Raw genomic sequence first — 24,064 nt, 5'->3', positions numbered from 1 at the left:
GTGGGGGCACAGCACCGGGTTCTCTGTACTCCACCAGCCCCACGTCGTGTGCGGAGGGAGAAATCGGCAATGCCCCGTCGGAGCCCAGCCTGACCTGCTGCGTCCGGCGCTGGAGCGGCCGGAGTCATCTCGCCGGAGGACTGCATCGATGAGCTGCTTGGCGAGGACGAGGAGCTGTTGCCTGTCGAAGAGAAGCGCCGGGTGTCGAAAGTCGCCGGCGAGCGTGCTCAGAAATCCGACAGGCGCCCCAAGGGCCGCGGCATCGGTCACGTCCACGGACGTGACCCAGACGACGGACGACACGGGGCCAGCGGCATGGAACGGCGAAGACGACGCCGTACCGGACGACCTCGTACCCTGATTCCCGTGTCGTCTTCCCGCCTGCGTCGAGTCGCCGTCCTTGTGCTCGAGGGTGCGAAGCCGCTCGATGTGGGCATTCCCGCACAGGTGTTCACGACCCGCGCCAGCATGCCGTACGAGGTGCGGGTGTGCGGTGCGGCACCCGGGCTCGTGACCGGCGGTGACGGTCTGGCGTACCACGTCGCCCATGGCCTCGACGCGCTCGCGTGGGCCGACATCATCTTCGTCCCCGGCTACCGCTTCCCGGACCGCGACGACCCGCCACACGCCGTCGTCGATGCGCTGATCGCCGCACACGACCGGGGTGCACGGCTCGCTGCCATCTCGACGGGCGCCTTCGCGCTCGCCGCCACGGGCCTGCTCGACGGCAAGCGCGCCACGACGCACTGGCACTACACGCGGGCGCTCACGGCGAAGCATCCGCTCGTCCGGGTCGACGAAAACGTTCTGTTCGTCGACGAGGGCAGCGTACTGACGTCGGCCGGCGCCGCCTCGGGCATCGACCTGTGCCTGCACATCCTGCGAGGTGACCTCGGCGTGGCCGCGTCGAACCATACTGCCCGGCGCCTGGTCGCGGCCCCCTACCGCAGCGGCGGCCAGGCGCAGTACGTGCCGCGCAGCGTGCCCGAGCCGCTCGGTGAACGGTTCGCCGCCACCCGCGAATGGGCCCTGCACCGGCTCGACGAACCCCTCAGCCTCGAAGCCCTCGCCCGGCACGCGGCGGTCTCGCCGCGCACGTTCTCACGGCGCTTCGTCGAGGACACCGGGTACACGCCGATGCAATGGGTCATGCGCGCCCGTATCGACCTGGCCCGTGAGCTGCTCGAGCGTTCGGAGCGCAGTGTCGAGCAGATCGCGAACGACGTCGGTCTCGGTACCGGCGCGAATCTGCGCATGCACTTCCAGCACATCCTCGGTACCACGCCGAGCGAGTACCGGCGGACCTTCACCCGGGGCGAGTAACCGCCGCCCGGTCTGGCGCGATCCTTGCGAACCATGGCGCTCACGCCACAGTCACGGCCGGATCCCGCACGCGAGGCTGGTGGCGAACCGAAGGGACACCCACTCATGACTCGCATCGCCGTCAACGGTTTCGGCCGCATCGGACGAAACGTGCTGCGCGCTTTGCTCGAACGCGACAGCGACCTCGAGATCGTCGCTGTCAACGACCTCACCGAGCCGGCCACACTCGCCCGGCTGCTCGCCTACGACACGACGGCCGGACGGCTCGGCCGTCCGGTGACCGCCGACGGCGACACCCTCGTCGTCGACGGCCGCCGCATCACGGTGCTCGCCGAGCGCGAACCGGCGCAACTGCCGTGGGCCGAGCTCGGCGTCGACATCGTGCTGGAGGCGACCGGCCGCTTCACGTCCGCCAAGGCCGCCCGGGCCCACCTCGACGCGGGTGCGAAGAAGGTGCTCGTCAGCGCGCCCTCGGACGGCGCCGACGTCACGCTTGCATACGGGGTCAACACCGACGCGTACGACCCGGCCGTGCACACGATCGTCTCGAACGCCTCGTGCACGACTAACGCGCTCGCGCCGCTTGCCGCGGTCCTCGACGAACTCGCCGGCATCGAGCACGGCTTCATGACCACCGTGCACGCCTACACACAGGAGCAGAACCTGCAGGACGGCCCGCACCGCGACGCCCGCCGCGCCCGCGCCGCCGCCGTCAACATCGTGCCGACCACGACGGGCGCCGCCAAGGCCATTGGCCTCGTGCTGCCCAATCTCGACGGCAAACTGTCGGGCGACTCGATCCGCGTACCGGTGCCGGTCGGCTCGATCGTCGAACTCAACACCACCGTTGCCCGCGACGTGACCCGCGACGACGTGCTGGCCGCATACCGTGCCGCCGCGGCGGAGGGGCCGCTCGTCGGCATCCTCGAGTACTCCGACGACCCGCTCGTGTCGTCCGACATCACCGGCAATCCCGCCTCGTCGATCTTCGACTCGGCCCTCACCCGCGTCGATGGCCGCCACGTCAAGGTGGTCGCCTGGTACGACAACGAGTGGGGCTTCTCCAACCGCGTGATCGACACGCTGGAACTCCTCGCCACACGCTGACCGTCTCCGGGGCCGGTCCCAGCGCGGGTCGAGGGTCGGCCCTGCGCCCCTCGTGACGCTGCGCCGGCTGACCGGCGGGCGTTCTTCCGGCAGCTGCGCGAGAAGGGCTGAGCCGTCATCTCTGCCCGTGGCGAATCTGCGGTGGGCAGAGAAACCGCGTCCGGGGACCTCCCGAGGTCAAGAGTGGAGTCGACGGGATTCCTGCCTCGACAAGGAGACCAGATGACTCCACTCACCACTCTCCCGCCCCGCGCGGAGGAGGGCGACACACCGCCCAGCCGCTTCGACGACCATCTCGCGGCACAACTGCTCGCCCAGCGGATCGTCCTCCTCGGCACACAGGTCGACGACGTGTCGGCCAACCGGGTGTGCGCGCAGTTGTTGCTGCTGTCGGCGGAGGACCCGCGCACCGACATCAGCCTGTACATCAACAGCCCCGGCGGGTCGGTCACCGCGGGTCTCGCCATCTACGACACCCTGCGGCTCATCCCGAACGACGTCTCGACGCTGGCGATGGGGTTCGCCGCCAGTATGGGCCAGTTCCTGCTCACCGTGGGGGCGCCCGGCAAGCGGTTCGCGCTGCCGAACGCGCGGATCATGATGCACCAGCCCTCAGCGGGCATCGGCGGCACCGCCGCGGACATCGAGATCCAGGCGGAGAACCTCCAGTTCACCAAGAAGGCCGTCGAGCGGATCACCGCCGAGCACACCGGGCAGAGCGAGGAGACGATCGCGCGGGACGGCGACCGGGACCGCTGGTTCACGGCCGAGCAGGCCAGGGAGTACGGGATCGTGGACCGGGTGGTGGAGTCGCTCGCCGACATCCGCCCGGCCGCGTCGCGCCGACGGATGGGGTTGTGACATGGGGTCGTACACGGTTCCCTACGTCATCGAGCGGACCGCACAGGGTGAGCGGTCCTACGACGTCTTCAGCCGGCTGCTGAACGAGCGGATCATCTTCCTCGGCACCGAGATCGACGACGGGGTCGCCAATGTGGTCATCGCGCAACTCCTGCATCTGGAGTCGGCGAACCCGGAGCTCGAGATCTCGATCTATCTCAACTCGCCCGGTGGATCGTTCACTTCGCTGATGGCGATCTACGACACGATGACGTTCGTGCAGGCGCCGATCTCCACGTTCTGCGTCGGTCAGGCGGCGTCGACGGCGGCGGTGCTGCTGGCCGGCGGGGATCCCGGGCGACGGTTCGTGCTCCAGCACGCGCGGGTGCTGCTCGGCCAGCCGGCCAGCGACGGCCGGCAGGGGACGGTCTCCGACCTCAGCCTCGCGGCCAAGGAGATGGCCCGCATCCGCTCGCAGGTGGAGGAGGTCCTGTCCCGGCACACACACCACGACGTGGCGACGCTGCGCGCGGACATGGACCGGGACAAGGTGCTCACCGCCGAGGAGGCCGTCGCCTACGGGCTCGCCGACGAGGTGCTGTGCCGACGGCTCGCGTTCGTCTGACCCCGCGCGGCCGTGGCCGAAGGCCGACGAGCCGGCCGGTACGGCGGTGGTGCGCCCCGCCGTACCGGCCGTCGTTCGGTCAGGCGGCGAGGCAGAGGCCGTCGTACTGCGCCGTGGGCGACGTGCGGCCCCGGCCCACCCGGCTCCGGGCGTACCGGACCAGCTCGTCCTGGGCGAGCGAGAGCAGGTCGGAAAGGCCGAGCCCGAGGGCCTGGGCGGCGGCCGCGAGCACCTCGGAGGAGGCCTCCTTGCGGCCGCGCTCGAGCTCCGACAGGTACGGCATCGAGATCCGGGCCGCCTCCGCGACGTCCTTCAGCGTGCGCTCCTGGGCGAGCCGCTCGCGCCGCAGCACATCGCCGACGACGTCGCGCCACAGGGGTTCCCTCGGCGCGGGTGTCTGTGGGGCTCCCGCCGGTCGCTGCGGGGCGCGGGTCGTCCCACCGGAACCGGGGGGCGAGGTCTGCGGGCGCAGGGGGATGACGCGGGCTTCGTTCGGCGCATGAGTGCTCACCCCTTCAGCCTAGGGATCCGGGTCGCGGGGGGAAGGGAGCGGCGTTCTGCCCTGGGTGAAGCCGCGCGGGCGGACTGGGGGATGGCTGGACGGGGCGCGCCGGGGGAGCCGGGGCAGACGCGGGTCTCGTCCTGGTCCTCAGCACACCGGCTCGGCTCAACGAACCGGCCGGCAGCATCAACGACCGCGACACCGCCGTTAAGCCGTTCACCAGGTGGGTCGAGGGGTTGAGCGTTCCAAGTCCGGGAACCGAGCACGGCGCAAACGGCGCCGGACGCGCAGCGGAAGACCGGTGTCCGGCTCCAGGGGGCACTCCTGCCTCCGGCCCTCAGCCGCTGGTCCCCTCGGTCATACCGGCCGGGTCCTGGGGCGCGCCGTCGCCGGTCTTCGGCAGATCGCCGCGCTCGGTGCCGACCTGCCCGCCGCTGTCGCCCGCGCCCTCCGGCAGGACATCGGCCAGCTCCCCGTCGTCGGCCTGATGGACGCCTTCCGCGGCCTTGCGGAGGGTGTCGCGGGTGACGCTCTCCCGGTCGGCGCGCAGCCGGATGACTCGTCCGCCGTCCTCGCGCACATACTCATGGACGGACTTCGAGGCGAGGTACCAGCTCTCGCCGTCCCGCTCGCACGTCTGCTTCTCGCCCCCGGCCTGGTCGAGGCCGGACTTCGCGCAGTCGCCGGGGTCGTTCCTGCGCTCGTCCACCCGTAGTTCGATCGTCCCGCCGCCGGGCTTGGTGTAGGCGCCTCCCAACCCGTGGTCGCCGATCACGCTCACGGACTGCGACGCGAGGGTGTAGCCGGGTACGTCGGTCACGTACACCATCTCCGGCTCGGTGCCCAGCGCCCGGGCCCGGGACTCCAGTTCGGAGCGGTCCACCGTCTCCTCCCCGCACGCCGACAGCGTCACCGCCAGCGGCAGTAGAAGCAGCGGCAGGGCTCTTCGTAGATACGTCGTCATGTGCCCATCATCCCGTCCCGCGCGGACGAATACGGCTTCGTGCAGCACGGAAAGGGCGGGACATGACATCCGGACGACGCGACTTTGGAACGACGCTGATCAGAACGAACCTGGCGCTGTCGCATCGGTGGCGGGAGAGACGAGAGCGGACACCGGTGTCCGGGCGCAAGGTGGCGGTGCGGGGCGTGCCGAACCGCCCGTTGGCGCGGCGGATCCGACTACACGCGCTGCGCGACGGCCGGGACCCGGTCGGTGTCGGCGCGGCGATCGGTGACCTGGTCGCCGCCCATGCCTGGGACATCCCGACAGCCGGCGGCACGGTGCTCCAGCTTCTCTGCACCTTACGACGGCCCGTCCCACCCACCAACATCGGAGGACCCGCTGACAGACGATCAAGGCTAGTGATCACGGCCGTCTGCCAGCCGAATCACACCTCCTCGCTCTCAAACGAGCCCTCTCACCCGCGACTTCAGGATGGAAAGTTCTCACTGATGCAGGCGACGACCGCTTGCCGACCTGACGATGATTCAGCCCAGCAGGTCGCGAATTTCCCGGACGAGGTCGATGGAGGCGTCGATCTCCAGTTTGCGGTTGGTGAGGCTCTCGACGTTGATCCCGAAAGGCAGGCCGAGGCGGCGGCAGTACGCGATCAGGGCCCGGGCGTTGAGGAGGCACTGCTCGTACGACGCGGCGAGGGGGTCGCCGCGGGTGATCTCGGCCTGCAGCCATCGCGGGACCTCGATGCCGAGCCAGGTCATGAACTCCAGGGTCTTCACCGACCCGCACGGGGCCAGGGTCAGCACCACCGGCTTCGGGTCCAGGCCCTGGTCGCGGCAGATGTGGGTGTAGTCGGAGAGCAGGTTGCGGGTGTGGTCCAGGTCGTAGCAGACCTGGGAGACGAAGAACTCGCAGCCGGCGTCCTGCTTGTGCAGCATGCGTGCGTGCTCCGTCCCCGAGGCGGCGTGCCGTTCGGCGATGACCACGCCGCCCATCCGCGGCGGGAGGGAGAGCCCGGCATGCCGGCGGTAGGCCTCGGGAAGGCTCGTCCGGACCACCTGGCGCCGGGAGGCCGCGCCGACCAGGACGGTCAGCACCCTTTCGCGGTCGGCCTGCGACCACCAGCGGTCCAGCTGGTCGCCGGTGTACTTGCCCACGGCGCGGTAGACGATCACCGGGCCGGCCCAGTCGGCGAGGTGGCCGTCGAGGAAGTGGGCCGGGTCCATCATCGGCATGAACGGGAACGGTCGCGGGGCCTCGGTCCGGTCTGTCTCGGCGTCCACGTCGTAGAGGATGAGCCCGTCGACCTGCACCGACCGGAGCCGGGTCAGGGTCGCGGCGGCGACGGCGTCGGCCTGCTCGGGGGTGGTGGTCTGGCGTGGCGGGGTCAGGCCGAAGAGCAGGACGCCGTCACGGGTGCGGTCCATGAGCTCGGCGGCCGTCACGGTCTCGGGGGAAGCCATTCGTGCATGATGTCATCCTACTCACGGCGGGAACCGCACCCGGCCTTCGGGCGCGGAGGACCCGGTTCGCCGGGCGGCGCCGGCAGGCGCGGGGCAGGCTCAACCGTCCGCCGCCGGAGTGACAAGCCGATCCGGCTCTCTGCACCAACGTCGACGACAACTCAGCCTTACTTCCTGGGCCAGGACTTCTGCTGTGGCATCAGCGGGAGCCCGAGGTCGGTCGGACCGGTGCGTTCGAAGCGGCGGGTTTGTTCGCGCTTGCCGCGTAGGAAGGTGAGAGTCAAATCGATTCCTTCGATCTCGCCCTGCCGGTTGATGCTGAGCATCGGGCAGCGAATGCACGCGTGCTCGTGGGTGCACGGGGTGCCGTAAGGACGTCCGCAAGATCCGAGTTCCACCCTGCGTTTGTCGAAGTGCTCCTGAATTTCCTGCCACTCCTGAGGGGTGGGTTCGCGGTATTCACTCGCCGGACGGTCGGCCCTACGACGAGCAAGGAACTGCTGGTACTGGGTGATGACATCTTCTGCAAAGACCGCGACACGCATGCTGTGGCCCACCTTATTGCCCGCCACCGAACACCACCTCAGTATCGCCAGCCGAGTAGTTCTGCGTCCACGTCGTCGGTTCAGGTGGCCGGTTGTAATACTCGGCGAGTTTGTCGACCAGGTCATCCAGTCCCACCACGGTGTAGAGGGCCGTGGTGCTGATATGGGCATGCCGCAGAATCGACTGAACTTCCACCAGCGTGAGCTTCGGGTCTCGGGCCATCCTGGTCGCCGCGGTATGCCGTGCGTCGTGAAGGGTCCAGTTCATGCCGAGGTGGTCGGTCGCTCGCTGGAGGATACGACGGGCCGCCCAATACGTCAGGGGCCGCTCCTCGCCCCGCCGCGTGCGCCAGACCGCCCCGCCGTCCTTGGGCAGCCCTGCCTCGTCAAGGTAGGCGGCCGCGGCTGCCGAGGCGGGACCCTTTGCCGCAGGCGGCCGCGCCGGTGCCGAACAGGTTGTTCGTCCGGGGAACGGTGAGCCAGAACGGAGCGGCGTGCCGGGTTCTCCGGCACGGGATTGATCACCGGTCCACGCCCATGATGCAGGTGAAAAGCATAGAAATCGTGAAGTACCGACAGGTTATGAGCGATCGTCGCAGGCGCGTAGCCGGCACGCAGCGTTGGCTTCCCCGTCGTCGGGTTCACCGTTTTAGGCCGGTGTGCATCCTTCCGGCGCATGCGCTGAGGATTGCGGGCCGATCGCAGCCATCCCACCAGGACGGCCGCCTCCGCTTCAGTGGCTTGCTCCCATCCGACGTCCACAGCCCACCGGACCCGGTACCACCGCAGCAGGTCGTACGCGTAACTCCGGCAGGTCAACGGGCTCACATCACCGAGCATCCGGTCCAGCAAATAGGCGCTGACCGGTGCGATTTCCTGAGCGGCGCCGTCTACGACAATCCACGGGAGCGACGGGCTGTCCGTCGTGTTCACCGCTCCAATCTGAGGCAGCCTCACACGGCCGTCCATCACGTCCCGGTGCATCCGAGAAGCCTCGTACATGAGCATGGAGCGATCTTCGACGTCGCCCTCGCCCAAGTCGACTCGATCCGCCAGATAGTGCAGTCAACAGACCAGTGGCCGGCCATCGCGCCGGGCCTGGCTGTGCACGTCGTCGCGGTCGCTTTTGACGCGGGCAGCGGGCGGCTGGAAACCCGGTCGCCTGCCGCGCTGATTTCGCTGACAGCCCAACCGATTCCTGGCACGCGCCCGCAAAACTACCGTGGACGCATGCACTCACCGATCACAGGAACGGCCGCCGGCGTGCCGTTCACCGCATTGCCACCGGCCGGCGACGGTGCCGCGCCGTTGATCGTCACCTGGCACATGCTGGACGCGCCGAGGTCGAACGCCGCGTTCGCTGCCGCGTTGCCGATGAACGACCTGCCCGCGTGGCGGGTGCATCTCGGTATGCCGATGTGTGGGGAGCGCATGGTCAACGGCAGCACGGAAGCCATCGGGGAGCGGTTCCGCAAGGACCCACTGATGTCCGTTCTGTTCCCGTTCGTCCGACAGGCGACCGAGGAGTTCCCGGCCGCGCTGGCGTCGATCCGTGCGCAGCTGCCGGTCGATGACGGCCCGATCGGCGTGCTCGGCGGCTCGCTGGGCGGAGCCGTCGCGCTGCGGATCATCGCGGACACCGAGATACCGGTCTTCGCCGGCGCCGTCGTGAACGGCGCCATCCGGATGCGGTCCGTCGTGGACCTGTTCCCCGGCGACTACCCGTATGACGCCGAGTCCGAGAAAGCCGTCGACAGCCTGGACTTCGTCGCCAAGTCGGGCGTCCTCGCCGGCCGCTCGCCGCTGTTGGTTGTCAGCGGCGAGCTGGATCACCCGGCGCTGCGTGCCGACGCGTTCCAGCTCGTCGACGCAGTGGGGGAACGGTCCGAACTGCTGTCGATCCCTGGGCTGGCGCATCCGCTCGCCGACGAGCCCGGCATCGAGCCCGCGCCGCAGCTGCCACCGGCCCGCGAGGTGGACGCCGGTCTGATCACGTGGTTCCGACGCCACCTCGCGGATGCGGGCTGATGATGTGTTTGTGCAGATGGGCGGGGCGGATGCGGGGCGAATACATGCGCCAGAACGGACCGGGCAGCGGCTGCTGCGTCTCGGTCACTCCGTCGGCACCGTTGTTCGGCAGGCACACGAGCGACGAGATGCCCAGCGAACCCGCCCTGATCACCGCTTCGTTGTGCGTGTCCGTGCGCGCCGGACCGATGCGGTTCACGACGTCGGCAGCGGCCTGCGTCGCCCCGTGGCGACGTGCCGGCACTCGGCGCTCGCCGCGGGGGCGGAGCACGGCGCCCCCGGCCAGGGCGCAAGGCCTGGGCGCTCTCCCGTGGTCGGGAGAGCGCCCGTGACGCCGAGGGCCTGCTACTGCGCGGTGGCGTCCGTGCGCACCAGCCGGTCGTAGGCCTTGCCGAGCCTGTTCGTGATCTGCTCGACGCCGGTGATGTCGAGGCCCTTCTGCCCGGCCACGGCGGCCTTCGCAGCCGAGTAGGCGGACTCGAACAGAGCCCACGAGTCGGGCGTGTAGTCGGCCTGTGCCGGACTGCCGATCCCACCCAGGCGGCTTTGGAGCGGTGTCGTGTCCACAGTGCCGTCCACGTCACCGGAGATGGCGTTGAACGCGTCGAGAACGATCTTTCCGGAGGTGAGGACGAACTTCGCGGTGTGCGCGCCGTCGGGCAGGCCGCGGAGCGTGTACGTCGCGAGGCGTTTGTCGGTGGCGGCGGTCTTCGCGTCCCTTGCGATCAGCTTGCCGTCGATGTAGACGTCGAGTACGGCGCTGCCGTCGTTGCCGCCGATGACGTCGATGCCCGTGCCGGTGAACGGGACGGTGAACGACGCGCCGGCAGCCGTGCTCGTCGACGTCGATCGGTACCAGTCCATAGCGTCGCCGAATGAGGCCTTCCTGTTCCAGGCGCCGTCGTACGTGACCGAACTGTCCATGTTGTCGATCTGGGTGTCGGCGTAGGGCGTGTACCCGTCGATCTTCTCGACCTTCAGGTTGTCGAACGCCGTCTTGTAGAAGTCGGTGCCGAGCTTGACGCGGCCTTCGGTCTCCGGGGTCGGATCCTGGTACGTGGAGACGGCTTTCCCGTCGATGGAGGCTGTGATCGTCGCGCCCTTCGCCTCGATGGCGAGGCGGTAGGTGTCGGATGCCGTGACCGTGCCCGTCTTGATCGCCGTGCCGTATTCGTAGAACGTCCAGGTGCCGTTCGGGCGGATACGCACGTTGTAGGCGGCATCGCTGATCGCCATGCCCTTTTGCTGGCGGACGCCCAGCGCGGCGAGTCCGCCGGCCGGGTCCGGGAACGAGACGTCGACCGTGGCCCTGTAGTTCTCCCAGCGGAAGTCGCCGACCGTCGTGTTCGGCGTGTTCCGGTTCCAGGAGTGGGTGTCCTTCATGGACTGGTCCATGTACTGGTACAGCACGTTGTTGCCGCTCGCGTCCTTGCCGACCTCCCAGGCGCCGGTCTGGTCGACCATGTAGCGCGGCTGGTTGCCACGCGACGTCAGGTAGGGCTGGGACGTCTTGCGCGCTCCGTTGCCCGTCCCGACCTGTACCTTGCCTTCCTCCTCGTACCCGAAGTCGTCGGCGTACAGGACGTTGTCGCGGGTGTTGTGCTTCTTGCCGGTCGCGTCGGTGTCGAGCACCGTACGGTCCCAGGACTTGGGCAGCCGTTGCTTCGTCGCCTGGTCGCGGCTCTTGTCGAGCGTCGTCAGGGTCACGATCGACCTCGGCTTGACCGTGTAGGTGTAGTAGCCGTCGCCACCGGGCCGGATCTCGTCGACGAGGTGCTTGAAGTTCGCGTCGTAGGCCTGCCCCGCGTCCGCTCCGCGTGTCTCCCAGATCTCCATGGTCGGATCGCCGAGTCGCATGTTCTCGGCTTTGATTCGGTAGGTCTTGGACTGGTCGCTGTCGTTGACGACGATCGTCGAGAAGTCCTTTTTGCGGGGATCGGCGAGCGTCATGTAGCTCGGGGCCCCGTTCGAGCCGTCGACGTTTTCGGTGCCGGCGGCCCCGCTGTAACTGGCTTCCGGCACGGTGCGCCAGATGCCCGCGGTGTTCGTGTCGTTCTCCCAGCCGGTCTTCGCGAACTGGGTGAACTGCTGCATCACATAGAGGGCCGCGTCGTAGTGGAGATAGCCCGACCACGGGTCGCGCGCGCTGACGAGTTCCTTGTGGCTGTACTGCGCACCTTCGTAGAAGGACCCGATCGCCGGCTGGAAGATGTAGTGCGTCCTCTTCGAGTTCGCGTAGCTCTTGACGATGCGGTTCGCGAGGTCAAGGGTGCTTTGGACGCCGCCGATACCGGTGCTCGCCCCGCTCGGACCTTCGGTGTTGTTGACGCGGTAGTCGGTATAGCCGAACGAGGCGGTTCCCTCGCTGTACCAGACCTCCTTGTCCTCGTTGTACTTGTTCTCGCCGGTCGCCAGCTTGGTGTACGGCAGGTACGTGTCGCTGTCCGCGGCCCCCTCGCGCCGGTCGTCGGTGGTGTAGTGGTAGCCCACCGCGTCGACGATGCCGAAGAGTTCCTTATCGCTGAGCAGTGACGGTCCGATGTTGAGCGTGTTGTTCTCGTCGGAGGCGATGATCTTGATGTGGTGATAGGCCTTCTCGGTCTTCTCCTGCTTTTCCGCCGGGATGTCGTAGCGCGGATTTGAGAAGTCCGTGTCGGTCACCATCGCGTTCTTGTACCACTTGATGAAGGCCTCGTCCGGATCCCGCGTCTCGTTCTTGTCCGGGTCGATGTAGTCGACCATGTATCCGTACTTCTCATAGGCGTCGAGGATCGTCTCCTTGTACCACTTGTACATGTCGTCGGTGCCCGTGCCCTTGTCCCATTCGTTCTGGACCCATTCGGGCATCTCCCAGCGGAGAATCGAGACCTTGAGGTTCGAGTTGACCGTCTTGGCGTCGGCGGCCAGCTGAAAGCCCGGGGTGCGGGACGCGTCAGCGAGTTCGTCCGGTGTGCGCATGGTCGCCGGATCGGAGCCGGTCGACGTGTTCGTGTCCGATCCCATCTCGATCTTGACATGGTTGATCAAGGGGTTCTTCCCGCCGAACAGAACCCTGATGAGCTGCCAGTACCGGTTGGGATGCTCCGCCTTGTAGTCCATCAGCAGGTTGCTCGTGCTGTTGCAGCTGAGCAGGCCGAGGCCCTTGTAGGTCATGCCGTTCACGTTGTCGCCGCGAACGTCGTCCCCGTTGACCACGACCTCCACGGGATTATCCGCGGTGTAGGCGGAAGGTGCACTGATTACTCCCGCCGCCAGGGCCATGGTGGTCGCCGCGGCAAGCGACATCCATCCGAGTCTTCGCTGCGTACCCATCCCGCTTCGACTCCTTCTTGGGACCAAGGGGTTCGATATACCGAATGATGTTCCTGATTCCGGGGGGACCGTAGGTGGCAAGCGCTTTCTACGTCAATCCCCCTGCAGCTTCTCTTCTTCTCACGGGGCGGGGACGGGGGCTCCTGAATCACGTGATGTTCCGCCGCACAGGGGCTCGGTGTTCCTCGTATTTCGTTACTACGGCCGGGAGTCGACCCGGCTTCGTCGGCTGATGGTCCCCGCGATGCTGCTGTCGGCGCTGGGCAACATCGGCATCAACTACATCGCGCCGCTGGTCGTCGCGAAGGTCGTCGCCGACATCGCCGACGACTCCCGTGTCACCGTCGGCTCGACGCTGTCGTACGTCCTGATCGGAGGCGCGCACACTAGGGCGCGTATCGGGTCGTGATCAATGAGCGGGTTCTCCCCTCGCGCTGATCTTCGATCCGGTAGATCGTCTTGCATGACACGTGCGCAACTGGCTGACGTGGAGCGGTAGTTCATTGAGCCGTACCTGCCGATCGGCGAGTATGGCCCGTACCGGTGCGGCTGCGGCAGCAGTTCGAGGGGGTGCTGTGACGACGAGGCCGATGCCGTGGTGGTGCCATCTGGTGATGGCCCAGACCGCGACGAGGACGAGCGAGCCGATGTACCGGACCGGCATCACGGCGCCGAGCATCCTGCCCCCGTGGGCGCGGCCGAGTTGGCCACTGCTAGGAGCGAATCATCTCGGTACAGGAACGCAAGGAGCGTGAACGGGCGGTCCGCGAACGGTTCATCGTGGCGACGGCCCGTGAACTCGCCGAGCAGCAGGGCTGGGACGCGGTCACCACCCGTCGGCTCGCCGAGTGCATCGAGTACAGCCAGCCCGTCCTCTCCAGCCACTTCAGCGGCAAACGCGAGATCATCGGCGCCGTCGCCCTCGATGGCGCCGCCGAGATGGCCGCGGCCGTGCGGGGCGCGGCCTCCGCCGCGGACGGCCCGGCGCGGCCGGGTCACCGCCCTCGCGGCCGGCGATCGAGGGCCCGATCACTGCATACGAGAAGCCATCCGCAATCCCTGATTGCATCCGGCCCCACAGCTCAACGCCGAAACCAGCAGCGCACCACGCCCACGTGGTGATGGACCTTCTGGTCACCGACACCTAGCACCACTCCGCCCCGAGTGCCGTGCCCGCCCAGGCGGGGTACGGCACTCAGCGGCCCGCACCTGCGTCGCGGGCCGCCACGCCCAACTTTTCTTCCGGGAGACCTTGTGTCGTACGACGTGTTCATCGACTCCTTCGGCGCTCGCTGGCAAGACCCGCCACCCCCGCGCTACTGCGTCGCCGTCCTCGCCGTCTTCTCTGCACCGAGGCGACTGCCGGGGGTGCCCGGTGTGAGGGGTCCTGGGGCTCGGTCCTGTTGAGGGGCAGGCGGGCTGTAGGTGAGGTGCGGTGTATGCGCAGCTTCAGTCTCCCTACGATGTCGCTGTGACAATTTCTCGGGGGGTAGAACTGCAAATGGAGCAGCCGTACATACGTGTCCTGTACGACACTTCCCGCCGGGATCTCCGCGAGCCGGACCGTCCGCGTCCCGTCCGGCTCTACCTGTGGGAGCCGCGGCGTCCGGTGGCCGTCCCCGCTCCGCTGGTTGTCGTCTCGCACGGCACCGGGGGCTCCGGGGGCGACATGGAGTGGCTGGTCGGCCCGCTGACCGAGGCAGGGTTCCGGGTGGCCGCTGTCGACCACCACGGCAACAACTTCGTCGACGGGTATGAGGCAGAAGGCTTTTGCTTCATCTGGGAGCGGCCCCGGGACATTTCGTTCGCCCTTGACGCCCTGGCGGGTGAGCAGCCGTTGGGATCGGTTGGCGCCGCCGGCTTCTCGCTCGGCGGCTACACCGCGGCGGCGCTGGCCGGAGCGCGGCTGGACCCGCAGGTGCTGCAGGCCGTCGTGGCGGGGCATGTGCCCTTGCCGACGGTTCCGGAGTTCCCCGGACTGCAGGAGGAACTGCGGAAGATGGTGTCGGAGGCGTCGCAGGACGAACTGCATGCTGTGATGAGCGTGGCTGGGGCGGACATGTCCGACCCGCGGGTGCGTGCGGTCTTCCAAGTGGCCCCGAGCGACGGAATGTCTGTGACGCCGGAGAGTCTGCGAGCCGTGCGCGTGCCGGTGGAGATCCGGTGGGGCGGGGCCGACACGATCATGCCGTTCGACGCCCACGCGAAGCCGTACCTGAAGCACATCCCCACCGCGGGCGGCTGCTCGGTCGGCCCCGACGTCCGTCACGAGGGCTTCATCGGGCCGGACCCGGCTGACCCGACCGCTCGCGTCCGGGTCGGAGAAGAGGCGGTCGCCTTCTTCCTGCGGCACCTCGGCTGACGCCCGCGCTGACGAAGGCAGTGCATCAGGCCGCCCTTGTGGTGTCCGCGTTGCTGATCACTCAGTTGTGAGTCGGCTGTGAGGAACAGAGGGCATGCCCAGGTTCACCGGAGGCAGCTGCTGCGACCGGTGGACCCTGGGATCGTTTGGAGCGCAGGAACGTCAGGGTCAGCTCGATGCCTTCGACCTCGCCCTTCCAGCCCTGGGCGGTCCGACGACGGTCAGGCGCGGGCGGGTGGTGGTCGAAAAGCGCAGCGCCCAGTAGCTCGCGAACGAGTAAAGGGCGCGCAGCGTCGGCTCGGCCTGTGCCGCCTCGATCAAGGCTTGGTACGTCTCCTGCCAGACGTACTCCAGTTCACCCGCCTCCTGGCGCATGCTCTGCCACTCGGATTCCGTCAGGCGCGCGGGATCGAGGTCGGGCACCTCGAATCGTCCGGTCAGGTGCACGAACGGTGCCGCCCGGCGGATGTCGTTCAGGGCCGCCCCGTCGTGCCACGCCCGGGCGGCCCGGGCGACCTCCGCCAGGTCGTCCGTCCTGCCATCGATGAGGGGCATGCTCTGGAACGGTTTTGTGCCGCGGATCGACCACTGCCGTTCGTGCAACTTGCTGGTGTGCGGTGGTGGGTCACTCCGGGACAGTGGGGTGATGCACCCCAGATGATCGAAATCCTTTTCGCCCGCCGGCTCGCGCGGCGCGCCGCCCGGCGGAACGGTCAGGCGGCGCGGCAGAGCACCGCGAGGTTGGCCGGGGCCGAGGTGCGGGCCATGGTCGCGTGCACGGGACGGGCGGTACGGACGGTGGCCGCGGCCTGCGAGCGGTTCTGTGCGAAGACGACGAGGCGCAGCGCCGCGTACCGCGCGACACCGGCGAGTGCGGAGGCGGACAGGTAGACGACCTGCTCGAGCATCCGACCGGGCGCGGCCACCAGCTGCTGCAGGACAAGCATCGCTACGCAGGTCACCGCGTACGCGGCCGCCGCAGACCCGGCCGATTGCGCATGCTGGCGCCAGGTCGCGCGCCCGCCTGCGCCGAAGGTGAAGCGGGCGTGCAGCTCGGTGGCGAGGAGCGTGGAGACCCCGGTGATCAGGGCGTTGGCCAGGACCCAGGGAATCCAGGAGGCGAGGGCTGCCACGGCGAAGCTGGAGGCGAGCCCCACTCCGCCGCCGCAGAGCACGAAGCGGGCGAAGGCGGTGAAGGCGCCGGGGGCCGTCTGCTGCTGGCTCTGCACTGTCTCCATGATCCGACCCCTTTGATCGCTCACTCTGCGAAACGCGCGCCCCTCGGCTTATGACGCCAAGGGTGCATTGCGATGGCATCATCATGGCACATGAATGGCGCCACTAGGGGCCAGTTATGGCGCTACCTCTGTCGCGTATGACGCCACGGCGCGCAAGAAGCGGCGAATGTGCAGTCAGTGACTCAGCGCAACGTGAGTGCGCGCCGGGAGCGCGGCAGATGCCGTGGCTTCTTCGTGACTCGACGGACGGCGGAGGCCCTGGCCCGGGTGGGGACGGTGGTCGCCATAAGGCTCATCGCTCTCGCGGTTGCCGGGGCTGACGAGAACCAGGCCGACTGGCTGCAGACCGGGGTATGTGACGCGCTCGTGGGACCGGATGGTGTGCTGGGCGTCGCGGCGGCCTGCGGGAAGCTCGCCGGGGATCCGGAAGAAGCTGTCCGTCGGGGCGCCGCAGATATTTCGGCGTGGACAGACGACACAAGGTGTTGATATGAGTGGAGGATGCCGCCGAGGCGATCGCGGTTCTCCTTCGCCAGACGCAGCACCAGCACCCGGACGCACCAAGGCCAGCCCGCGCAGCACCTCACGTGGCAGCCTGTGCAGGTATCGGGCGTCAGCCCGTCCAGGCCGAGGGGATGCTGAAGGTGAAGACCGTCGAGCCCGGTTCACTGGTCAGGTCGAGGGTGCCGCCGTGTGCCCGCACCAGCGACCGCGCGACGGCCAGGCCCAGGCCGCTGCCGCCGCGGCTGCGGGCCTTGTCGACCCGGTAGAAGCGGTCGAAGACCCGCTCCTTGTCGGCGGCCGGAATGCCGGGGCCGGAGTCGGTGACCCGTACCACCGCCGCGCCGGACCGCGACTCCACCTCCACGCACACCTTCGTACCCGCCGGGGTGTGCACGGCGGCGTTGCTGAGCAGATTGTCCAGCACCTGGCGGATGCGCAGGGGGTCCAGCCGTATCCGCAGCGGGGCAGGGCCGGCCGTCACGGTCAGCGGGTGGTCGGGGCGGCCCGCGCGAAACGCGTCCGCTGCCTGGAACACCAGCTCCACCAGGTCCGCGTCCTCCAGCCGCAACGGAGTCTCCACCTCGGCGGCATCCAGGCGGGCGAGCAGCAGCAGGTCATCCAGCAGCACGCTCATCCGGGCGGCCTCCGTGCGCAGCCGCGCCAGGTGCTTGTCCCGTTCCTCCGGCGTGTTCGCCGCCGCGTACTGGAACAGATCCGCGTAGCCGCGTACAGACATCAAGGGTGTGCGCAGCTCGTGCGAGGCGTCCGCGATGAACCGGCGCAACCGCTGCTCGGCCTCCGTACGGACGGCGAGCGAGTCGTCGATGTGTTCCAGCATGGTGTTGAACGCCGTGCGCAGTTCCTCAACTTCCGGACCCCCGTTCCTGCCGTCGGCGCGCACCGGCAGCCGCGCGGCCGAGTCGGTCAGGTCGTGCGAGGTGATGTCATGGGCCGTGTGCGCCATGTCGCTGAGCGGCTTCAGACCGCGCCGCAGCATCGCCCGGCCGATCGCCACGAGCGACAGCAGCGCGAGAGCGAAGGCCACGACCTGGACCGTGATCAGCTGTCGTACGGTGTCCCGGATCTCCGCCATGGGCGCCGCGGTGACCAGAACCACTCCGGGTTCGACCTCGCAGGCGCGCAGCCGGTACGTGCCCTCCCCTTCGAGGTGCGCGGTGCGCAGGACGTCCCTGGCCCCCGAGTCCGCTTGCGCCTCGGCCACGGCGGCGAGCTCTGTCGCGTCCGCCGGCACATCGCTGGGCTCGCGGAGTACGGCCGTCCCGCCCGAGACCTCGTACACCGCGGTGTACCAGCGATAGTACGGCTTGCCCTCTACCGTGCCGTGTGCCGCCGCGTCCTTGGTCTGGGTGACCTGGACGAGCTTCATCTGGTCGCTCAGCTGGCGTTCCAGGTAATCCCGCATGTACGTCGTCAGCGCCGTGCCGACGACGGCGAACACGACCAGCGACAGCACGCCCAGGCCCAGGGCCAGCCGGGTGCCCAGACGCAGCCTGCGGTACGTCTGCCTGAGGCGTCTGATCACTCGGCGGCCTGCCGTATCACGTACCCGACGCCCCGTACGGTGTGGATCAGCGGCGGGCCGGTGTCCTCGAGCTTGCGGCGCAGCCGGCTCACGACCAACTCCACGACGTTGGAGCGGCCTCCGAAGCCGTACTCCCAGACGTGGTCGAGGATCTGGGCCTTGGTCAGCACGGTCGGCGACTTGCGCAACAGATAGCGCAGCACCTCGTATTCGGTCGGGGTCAGCGTGAGCAGCCGGTCGCCGCGCCGCACCTCATGGGTGTCCTCGTCCATGGTCAGGTCCGCCACCCGGAGCACGGATCGCTGGAAGCCGGGCCCGGCGCTGCGCCGCAGCACCGTCCGCAGCCGTGCCATGAGCTCTTCCACCGCGAACGGCTTGACCAGGTAGTCGTCTCCGCCCCGGGTGAGGCCCGCCACCCGGTCGGCGACACCGTCCCGCGCGGTGAGGAACACGACCGGCACCATCGTGCCCGACCGGCGCAGCCCGTCCAGCACACCGAACCCGTCCAGGCCGGGGAGCATCAGGTCCAGCACCACGATGTCCGGGTGGAGCTCGGCCGCCCGGCTCAGCGCCTCCTCACCGGAGTACGCGGTGACCGCCTCCCAGCCCTCATAGCGGGCGACCGTCGCGACCAGGTCGGCGATGGAGGGATCGTCGTCCACCACGAGGAGTCGTACTTTTTCCACGCGCTCATACTGCTTCACCCGACCGCCGATGCGACACCGGCCGGCCCTCCGGAGCCGTATCGATAAGGACTTGAAAGCAGAAGGACAGGAAAACGACAGCTCCCGCCAGCGAAGCTCGGTGTCCCAGGACCCGATCGAGGAGTTTCCGGCCGTGACGACTGTCCGGACAACCGTCCCCCCGCCTCCCGCGGCGATTCGCCCCAAGGTGGTGGCCCGCACCGGCCTGTACGCCCTGCTGGCCCTGAACGCGGCCGTGGTGACCGTGTTCTACTTCCAAGCCGGGTTCGGCTCGAACGCCCTCATCCTGCTGGGGCGGCTGGCCGGACTGTACGGCGCGCTCCTGATGGCGTTCCAGCTGCTGCTCGTGGCCCGGTTGCCGTGGCTCGACCGTCGGATCGGCATGGACCGTCTGACCTCCTGGCACCGCTGGGTCGGCTTCTCCGTCCTGTGGCTGCTGGTGGCGCACGCCACCTTCATCACCTTCGGCTACGCCGAGTACTCGTCGCTGGACCCGGTGAGCCAGCTGGTGGACCTCGCCGAGACCGTCGAGGGCGTGCTGCGCGCGACCGTCGCGCTGGCGCTGATCATCGTGGTGGGCGTGGTCTCGGCCCGCTTCGCCCGGCGTCGGCTGGCCTACGAGACGTGGCACTTCATCCACCTGTACACCTACCTCGCGGTGGTGCTGGCATTCACGCACCAGGTGGCGGTGGGTACGACGTTCACCATGTCGTCCACGGCGAAGACGTACTGGTACGCCGTCTGGGGCGTGGCCCTCACCTCGGTGTTCGTGGGTCGGCTGGTACTTCCGCTGTGGCGCAACCTGCGGCATCGGCTGCGCGTCTCGGCGGTCGTCCCCGAGTCCGACAACGTCGTCTCGGTCTACATCACGGGCCGCGACCTGGACCGGCTGCCCGCGCGGGCCGGCCAGTTCTTCCTGTGGCGCTTCCTGACCCGGGACCGCTGGTGGCAGGCCAACCCGTTCTCGCTGTCGGCGGCACCCGACGGCACGCGGCTCCGGCTGACCGCGAAGACCGCCGGAGACGGCACCGCCGCCCTGCGCCACCTCAAGGTGGGCACGCGCGTGTTCGCCGAGGGCCCGTACGGCGCCTTCACCACCTTGCACCGCACCCGGCCGGACGCCCTGCTCATCGCCGGCGGTGTCGGCATCACCCCGGTCCGGGCCCTGCTGGAGGAACTGCACGGCCACGCGGTGCTTATCTACCGGGTCGCGGCCGACCGGGACGCGGTCCTCTACGACGAGCTGCGGGAGCTCGCCCACGCCAGGGGCGCCGAGCTGCACCTGATCACCGGGCCCGCCACCCCGGACCGGCTGGCCTCGCGCGAACTCGCGTCGCTCGTACCGGACGTGGCCGACCGCGACGTCTATGTCTGCGGACCGCCCGGTATGACCACCGCCGTCCTGCGCACCCTGGGCGACCTGGGGGTACCCAAGCCGCAGATCCACTTCGAACGCTTCAGCCTGGCTGGATGAGGGAAACGAGGAAGACACAGTGAAGCGAGCACTGCCTGTCCTGGCCCTGACCGTCCTCGGCCTGATCCCGCTGTGGCGCTACGAGCCGTCGAGCGGCACGACGGCCGAGGCCGCCGAGCCCGCCCCGTCGCCCTCGTCGTCCTCCTCGTCCTCGGTCTCGCCGTCCGCTTCGGCCGCCGGCCCACAGGTCGTTCAGGGCTCCACCGTCAACACCGAGAAGGGCGCCGTGCAGGTGGAGGTGGTCTTCGAGAGCGACAAGATCACGGCCGTACGGATGCTGCAGGCGCCGGACCACCCGCAGACCAAGTCCTCGGTGCCGAAGCTGATCGAAGAGACGCTCGAGGCGCAGAGCGCCGACATCGACACGGTGTCCGGCGCCACGATCACCAGCGACGGTTACATCCAGTCGCTGCAGGCCGCCATCGATGCGAAGGGACCCTGAGGTGCGCCGCCTCGAGCACATCATGGGGTTCCCGATCTCGGTACGGATCGACGACGAGAACGCCGTCACCGAGGACACCGACCCGGCGTTCGCGTGGCTGCGGGAGGTCGACGCGCGGTTCAGCCCCTTCCGCCAGAACAGCGAGGTGTCGCGCCTGGGCCGGGGCGAGCTCGCACCCCACGAGCTCAGCGCGGACCTGGCCGAGATCCTCGACCTGTGCGAGGAGTACCGGGTCGCGACGGACGGGGCGTTCGAGGTGCGGCTGCCCGGCCGTGGCCTCGACCCGTGCGCGGTGGTGAAGGGCTGGGCGGTACAGCGGGCCGCGGACCTGCTGACAGCGGCGGGCGCGGCGAGGTTCTGCCTCAACGCCGGCGGTGACGTGGTCGCGGCCGACGGTCCGTGGCGGGTGGGCGTACGCCATCCCGAGCGGGCCGACCGGCTGTGCACGGTGCTGGAGATCACCGACGGCGCGGTGGCGACCTCCGCGCGCTACGAACGGGGCGACCACATCCTCGACGGGCGCACCGGTCGTCCGGCGACCGCGCTGCTCAGCGTGACCGTCGTGGCACCGTCCCTGACCGAGGCGGACGCGACCGCGACGGCGGCGTTCGCGATGGGCGCGGAAGGGATCGAGTGGGCCGCCGATCGGGAAGGCTGCGAGGTGTTCGCGGTGGACGCCGACCGCAGGGTCTTCCGCACCCCGGGGCTCCCCGTCACCGCTGCTCCTCGGAGCTGAAGCCACTATTGACCGGACAATTGACTGATTGTACGGTCTAGTTGGGCGAGGGTTGCTCACCGCGCAGATCAGGCGGGAGACCGATATGACGCATCAGGCAGGGGCCGGCCCGCTGGTACTCGAACTCCCGGCTGAAACAGATCCCTCGCGTCCGCGCGGCCGTCAGCTCGGCTCCGGGTCACCCGCGGCCCGGCCCGGAAACCGCGCAGGGCGGGTCGGGAACAGGGCGCCGCCCCCAAGGCATGGACGCGGAGGAACTGGCTGGTCAGCCCGTTTCACCCGGTCAATTGACTGAATGTACGGTCTCATCATGGCCGTGCCACTGTACGTACAGATCAGGCGAGAGATCGAAGCGAAGATCCGGGCCGGGGACCTGCCCCCTGGTGCGCGACTGCCGACGGAGATGGACCTCTCCACCCAGTACGGCGTCAGTCGGGCCACGGCTCAACGGGTCCTCAACGACCTGGCCGAGGCGGGACTGGCGATCCGTCGGCGGCGCCACGGAACGTTTGTCGCGGATGTGATGCGGCAGATCAATCTGCTCAGCTTCGTCACCCCCGTGGCAGCCGCGAAGGGCACACCGGGCAGGCATGAAGTCGTTTCCGCGCGGATCGTCAGGGCCGCCGACGCCATCCTGACGCTCCCTGGTGTCTCAGCCGATACGGCCGTGGTGGAACTGGTTCGCCGCAAGCTGGACGTACGTGAGGAGCCACAGTCTGTCGAGCGGCACGTCGTTCTCTTCGCAGCTGCTCCCGATCTGCTGAACGAGAACCTCGAAGACCTCGTCACCCTGCCGTATTTGCAGCGCAGAGGAGTACCGATCGACGCGATCCGGCTCTACCTCGACCCGGTGACCCTCGACGAGCACGACGCCACATTGCTGCGCAGCGAGATCGGAACGCCTGCGCTGATGAGGCGCAGGGAGTTGCGTGCCGACGACGGAAGCACCGTCGAGGTGGTCACGACCCTCGTTCGTCCGGGAACCGCCGAGTTCTTCCTGGAGCTTCCCGTTCCCGCCATGTGAGCAGCGTGCCGCTGCCGGAAAGGAAGTGCACGAACAATGAAGGTCATCATTATCGGGGCCGGCGTGTTAGGGGTAAGCGTCGCGAGGCAGCTTGCCATGGCCGGCGAGGACGTTCTCCTGCTGGATCAGGGGGGAGCGGGCACCGGTACGACCGCAACCACTTTCGCCTGGATCAACTCGTACCGAAGGCTTGATCCCGACTACCACCGGCTGGGCCTCGCGGGGATGGAGGAGCACGCCAGGCTCACTGAGCAGCTGCGTGGCGCGCCGTCGTATTTTCCCAGCGGGGCGCTGCAGTGGGCGGACTCCTCAAGCGAGCAATGGCTCGCCGGCAACGTGGAACGACTGCGGTCCCTCGGCTACCCCGCACACTTCGTAACGCCTGACGCGGCAACGCGGATCGCAGGCGACCTCCGGATCCCGGCGACCATCACGTCCCTCGCACATTTCCCCAGTGAGGGATACGTGCTGCCGGACCTCTTCGTGGGGAACTTGCTGGCGGACGCCGAGCGGCACGGAGCCACGTGCGCGACCGGACACGTCGTGGCCATCGAGGACACGCTTCATCGAGTGTCCGTCACCCTGGCCGGAGGCGAAGTCCTCACCCCTGATCGAGTCGTCCTGGCAGCAGGCCGTTGGACACAACGGCTGGCTGCCCAGGCCGGGATCGACGTTCCCATGGTGACCGACATCGGTCGCGGATCGCGGACCGTCGGTCTGCTCGGCTACGCCAGGTCCCCTGAACTCGACCTGCGCTGTGTGATCCACACCCCTGGCCTCAACCTCCGACCCTCGGCGGGAGGGCAAGCCGTCCTGCAGGCTCTCGATCTGAACGCGCACGTCGATCCGGCAGACCCTCCGTCGGCGGACGGGGCCATCGCGCGCACCCTCGCGCGGCGGTTCTCCGCACTGCTGCCCGCCCCGAGCCAACAACCGCAGATCGACCTGCGCATCGGTTTCCGATCACTGCCCGTGGACGGGCACACCATCGCCGGCTACACGTCCGGGCAGTCCCGTGTCTACTGCCTCGTCTCGCACAGCGGGATCACCTTGGCGCCGATTCTGGGACGCCTGGTCGCGACCGAGATCGCCACCGATCAGGAGCAGGACCTCCTCCGGGCTTTCCGGCCCACACGATTCATCGGCGTACGGCGCTCGGACATCGAGGCGGTACAACACGCCACCACTCTCGGCGAGCAGTAGCCGGCAGCCCTCGGGTGGTGCCCCCGGCTCACACCGCCCGCGGCTCCCGCGCACCTTGCGGGGCCGCCACTGCCGTAAAGAGCCCCGACGCCTCCGCGCCGCAAAGGGAGGAGGACACTGACCGTGCA

Annotated in this window: 23 protein-coding genes and 2 pseudogenes; 13 read left to right on the top strand and 12 right to left on the bottom strand. The window is 68.7% G+C overall.

What is annotated here, in order from left to right; genetic code table 11:
• The first annotated feature begins 366 nt into the window (after window positions 1-366).
• The 4 genes from PV419_RS06095 to PV419_RS06080 all read left to right on the top strand — a co-directional run bounded on the left by PV419_RS06095 (window position 367) and on the right by PV419_RS06080 (window position 3,895).
• Window positions 367-1,323 (top strand): GlxA family transcriptional regulator, encoded by a 957-nt coding sequence (locus tag PV419_RS06095; RefSeq protein WP_319686746.1) that lies wholly within the window; start codon window positions 367-369, stop codon window positions 1,321-1,323.
• 105 nt (window positions 1,324-1,428) lie between these two features.
• On the top strand, window positions 1,429-2,430 hold the full coding sequence (gene gap, locus PV419_RS06090) for a type I glyceraldehyde-3-phosphate dehydrogenase (protein WP_319686625.1): 1,002 nt from the start codon (window positions 1,429-1,431) through the stop codon (window positions 2,428-2,430).
• Window positions 2,431-2,652: 222 nt separating this feature from the next.
• Window positions 2,653-3,291: an ATP-dependent Clp protease proteolytic subunit gene (locus PV419_RS06085; RefSeq protein WP_319686624.1), complete on the top strand. Its 639-nt coding sequence runs from the start codon at window positions 2,653-2,655 to the stop codon at window positions 3,289-3,291.
• A gap of 1 nt (window position 3,292) precedes the next feature.
• On the top strand, window positions 3,293-3,895 hold the full coding sequence (locus PV419_RS06080; protein ID WP_319686623.1) for an ATP-dependent Clp protease proteolytic subunit: 603 nt from the start codon (window positions 3,293-3,295) through the stop codon (window positions 3,893-3,895).
• Window positions 3,896-3,974: 79 nt separating this feature from the next.
• On the opposite strand, the gene PV419_RS06075 is transcribed toward PV419_RS06080, so the two are convergent.
• From PV419_RS06075 to PV419_RS06055, 5 genes are all read right to left on the bottom strand, one after another.
• Window positions 3,975-4,406: a helix-turn-helix domain-containing protein gene (locus tag PV419_RS06075; RefSeq protein ID WP_319686622.1), complete on the bottom strand. Its 432-nt coding sequence runs from the start codon at window positions 4,404-4,406 to the stop codon at window positions 3,975-3,977.
• A 328-nt stretch (window positions 4,407-4,734) separates the two neighbouring features.
• On the bottom strand, window positions 4,735-5,361 hold the full coding sequence (locus PV419_RS06070; RefSeq protein ID WP_319686621.1) for a hypothetical protein: 627 nt from the start codon (window positions 5,359-5,361) through the stop codon (window positions 4,735-4,737).
• A gap of 527 nt (window positions 5,362-5,888) precedes the next feature.
• A complete protein-coding gene (locus PV419_RS06065; protein WP_319686620.1) occupies window positions 5,889-6,821 on the bottom strand; it encodes a methylenetetrahydrofolate reductase in 933 nt (310 codons plus the stop codon).
• Between the two features lie 167 nt (window positions 6,822-6,988).
• Window positions 6,989-7,366: a hypothetical protein gene (locus tag PV419_RS06060; RefSeq protein WP_319686619.1), complete on the bottom strand. Its 378-nt coding sequence runs from the start codon at window positions 7,364-7,366 to the stop codon at window positions 6,989-6,991.
• 13 nt (window positions 7,367-7,379) lie between these two features.
• Complete coding sequence (locus tag PV419_RS06055; protein ID WP_319686745.1) at window positions 7,380-7,664, bottom strand: site-specific integrase; 285 nt, start codon at window positions 7,662-7,664, stop codon at window positions 7,380-7,382.
• Window positions 7,665-8,344: 680 nt separating this feature from the next.
• Here PV419_RS06055 and PV419_RS06050 point away from each other — a divergent pair.
• On the top strand, window positions 8,345-9,394 hold the full coding sequence (locus PV419_RS06050; RefSeq protein ID WP_319686618.1) for an alpha/beta hydrolase: 1,050 nt from the start codon (window positions 8,345-8,347) through the stop codon (window positions 9,392-9,394).
• On the opposite strand, the gene PV419_RS06045 is transcribed toward PV419_RS06050, so the two are convergent.
• Together PV419_RS06045 and PV419_RS06040 are read right to left on the bottom strand one after the other, a co-directional pair.
• Window positions 9,357-9,638: a hypothetical protein gene (locus PV419_RS06045; RefSeq protein ID WP_319686617.1), complete on the bottom strand. Its 282-nt coding sequence runs from the start codon at window positions 9,636-9,638 to the stop codon at window positions 9,357-9,359. The genes PV419_RS06050 and PV419_RS06045 overlap by 38 nt on opposite strands.
• 101 nt (window positions 9,639-9,739) lie before the next feature.
• Window positions 9,740-12,679: a GH59 galactosidase gene (locus PV419_RS06040; protein ID WP_319686616.1), complete on the bottom strand. Its 2,940-nt coding sequence runs from the start codon at window positions 12,677-12,679 to the stop codon at window positions 9,740-9,742.
• A gap of 205 nt (window positions 12,680-12,884) precedes the next feature.
• Here PV419_RS06040 and PV419_RS06035 point away from each other — a divergent pair, with 205 nt between their 5' ends.
• Complete coding sequence (locus tag PV419_RS06035) at window positions 12,885-13,115, top strand: hypothetical protein (RefSeq protein ID WP_319686615.1); 231 nt, start codon at window positions 12,885-12,887, stop codon at window positions 13,113-13,115.
• A gap of 162 nt (window positions 13,116-13,277) precedes the next feature.
• On the opposite strand, the pseudogene PV419_RS06030 reads toward PV419_RS06035, so the two are convergent.
• A pseudogene (locus PV419_RS06030) lies at window positions 13,278-13,418 on the bottom strand (DUF1772 domain-containing protein); the annotation flags it as partial.
• 14 nt (window positions 13,419-13,432) lie between these two features.
• Between PV419_RS06030 and PV419_RS06025 the strand changes: the two are divergent.
• A pseudogene (locus tag PV419_RS06025) lies at window positions 13,433-13,715 on the top strand (helix-turn-helix domain-containing protein); the annotation flags it as partial.
• A gap of 492 nt (window positions 13,716-14,207) precedes the next feature.
• Entirely contained in the window at window positions 14,208-15,068 is an 861-nt protein-coding gene (locus tag PV419_RS06020) for an alpha/beta hydrolase family protein (RefSeq protein WP_319686613.1), read from the top strand.
• A 168-nt stretch (window positions 15,069-15,236) separates the two neighbouring features.
• On the opposite strand, the gene PV419_RS06015 is transcribed toward PV419_RS06020, so the two are convergent.
• The 4 genes from PV419_RS06015 to PV419_RS06000 form a co-directional block, all read right to left on the bottom strand.
• Entirely contained in the window at window positions 15,237-15,623 is a 387-nt protein-coding gene (locus tag PV419_RS06015; protein WP_319686612.1) for a DUF6193 family natural product biosynthesis protein, read from the bottom strand.
• Between the two features lie 158 nt (window positions 15,624-15,781).
• Window positions 15,782-16,306: a hypothetical protein gene (locus PV419_RS06010; RefSeq protein ID WP_319686611.1), complete on the bottom strand. Its 525-nt coding sequence runs from the start codon at window positions 16,304-16,306 to the stop codon at window positions 15,782-15,784.
• A 613-nt stretch (window positions 16,307-16,919) separates the two neighbouring features.
• Window positions 16,920-18,353 carry a HAMP domain-containing sensor histidine kinase gene (locus tag PV419_RS06005; protein ID WP_319686610.1) on the bottom strand — a complete coding sequence of 478 codons (1,434 nt, stop codon included), beginning with the start codon at window positions 18,351-18,353 and terminating at the stop codon, window positions 16,920-16,922.
• Window positions 18,350-19,039: a response regulator transcription factor gene (locus PV419_RS06000; protein WP_319686609.1), complete on the bottom strand. Its 690-nt coding sequence runs from the start codon at window positions 19,037-19,039 to the stop codon at window positions 18,350-18,352. Before PV419_RS06000 ends, PV419_RS06005 begins: the two co-directional genes overlap by 4 nt.
• Window positions 19,040-19,247: 208 nt before the next feature.
• Here PV419_RS06000 and PV419_RS05995 point away from each other — a divergent pair, with 208 nt between their 5' ends.
• From PV419_RS05995 to PV419_RS05975, 5 genes are all read left to right on the top strand, one after another.
• Complete coding sequence (locus PV419_RS05995) at window positions 19,248-20,531, top strand: ferric reductase-like transmembrane domain-containing protein (RefSeq protein WP_415925241.1); 1,284 nt, start codon at window positions 19,248-19,250, stop codon at window positions 20,529-20,531.
• Between the two features lie 19 nt (window positions 20,532-20,550).
• Window positions 20,551-20,973: an FMN-binding protein gene (locus PV419_RS05990; protein WP_319686607.1), complete on the top strand. Its 423-nt coding sequence runs from the start codon at window positions 20,551-20,553 to the stop codon at window positions 20,971-20,973.
• Between the two features lies 1 nt (window position 20,974).
• Entirely contained in the window at window positions 20,975-21,709 is a 735-nt protein-coding gene (locus PV419_RS05985; protein WP_319686744.1) for an FAD:protein FMN transferase, read from the top strand.
• Between the two features lie 310 nt (window positions 21,710-22,019).
• Entirely contained in the window at window positions 22,020-22,733 is a 714-nt protein-coding gene (locus tag PV419_RS05980) for a GntR family transcriptional regulator (RefSeq protein ID WP_319686606.1), read from the top strand.
• A 36-nt stretch (window positions 22,734-22,769) separates the two neighbouring features.
• Window positions 22,770-23,936: an FAD-binding oxidoreductase gene (locus PV419_RS05975; RefSeq protein ID WP_319686605.1), complete on the top strand. Its 1,167-nt coding sequence runs from the start codon at window positions 22,770-22,772 to the stop codon at window positions 23,934-23,936.
• The last annotated feature ends 128 nt before the right edge of the window (window positions 23,937-24,064 follow it).

The sequence above is a fragment of the Streptomyces sp. ME19-01-6 genome (genome assembly GCF_033793745.1).
Classification (GTDB): domain Bacteria; phylum Actinomycetota; class Actinomycetes; order Streptomycetales; family Streptomycetaceae; genus Streptomyces.
This window is presented reverse-complemented; position numbering and strand designations above follow the sequence as displayed.

Bases quoted from the DNA above. Each gene is read 5' to 3' on its own strand.
- PV419_RS06020 (WP_319686613.1), top strand. From the start codon at position 14,208: ATGGAGCAGCCGTACATACGTGTCCTGTACGACACTTCCCGCCGGGAT.
- PV419_RS05980 (WP_319686606.1), top strand. From the start codon at position 22,020: ATGGCCGTGCCACTGTACGTACAGATCAGGCGAGAGATCGAAGCGAAG.
- PV419_RS06085 (WP_319686624.1), top strand. From the start codon at position 2,653: ATGACTCCACTCACCACTCTCCCGCCCCGCGCGGAGGAGGGCGACACA.
- PV419_RS06065 (WP_319686620.1), bottom strand. From the start codon at position 6,821: ATGGCTTCCCCCGAGACCGTGACGGCCGCCGAGCTCATGGACCGCACC.
- PV419_RS06080 (WP_319686623.1), top strand. From the start codon at position 3,293: ATGGGGTCGTACACGGTTCCCTACGTCATCGAGCGGACCGCACAGGGT.
- PV419_RS06040 (WP_319686616.1), bottom strand. From the start codon at position 12,679: ATGTCGCTTGCCGCGGCGACCACCATGGCCCTGGCGGCGGGAGTAATC.
- gap (WP_319686625.1), top strand. From the start codon at position 1,429: ATGACTCGCATCGCCGTCAACGGTTTCGGCCGCATCGGACGAAACGTG.
- PV419_RS06010 (WP_319686611.1), bottom strand. From the start codon at position 16,306: ATGGAGACAGTGCAGAGCCAGCAGCAGACGGCCCCCGGCGCCTTCACC.
- PV419_RS06015 (WP_319686612.1), bottom strand. From the start codon at position 15,623: ATGCCCCTCATCGATGGCAGGACGGACGACCTGGCGGAGGTCGCCCGG.
- PV419_RS06070 (WP_319686621.1), bottom strand. From the start codon at position 5,361: ATGACGACGTATCTACGAAGAGCCCTGCCGCTGCTTCTACTGCCGCTG.
- PV419_RS06060 (WP_319686619.1), bottom strand. From the start codon at position 7,366: ATGCGTGTCGCGGTCTTTGCAGAAGATGTCATCACCCAGTACCAGCAG.
- PV419_RS05975 (WP_319686605.1), top strand. From the start codon at position 22,770: ATGAAGGTCATCATTATCGGGGCCGGCGTGTTAGGGGTAAGCGTCGCG.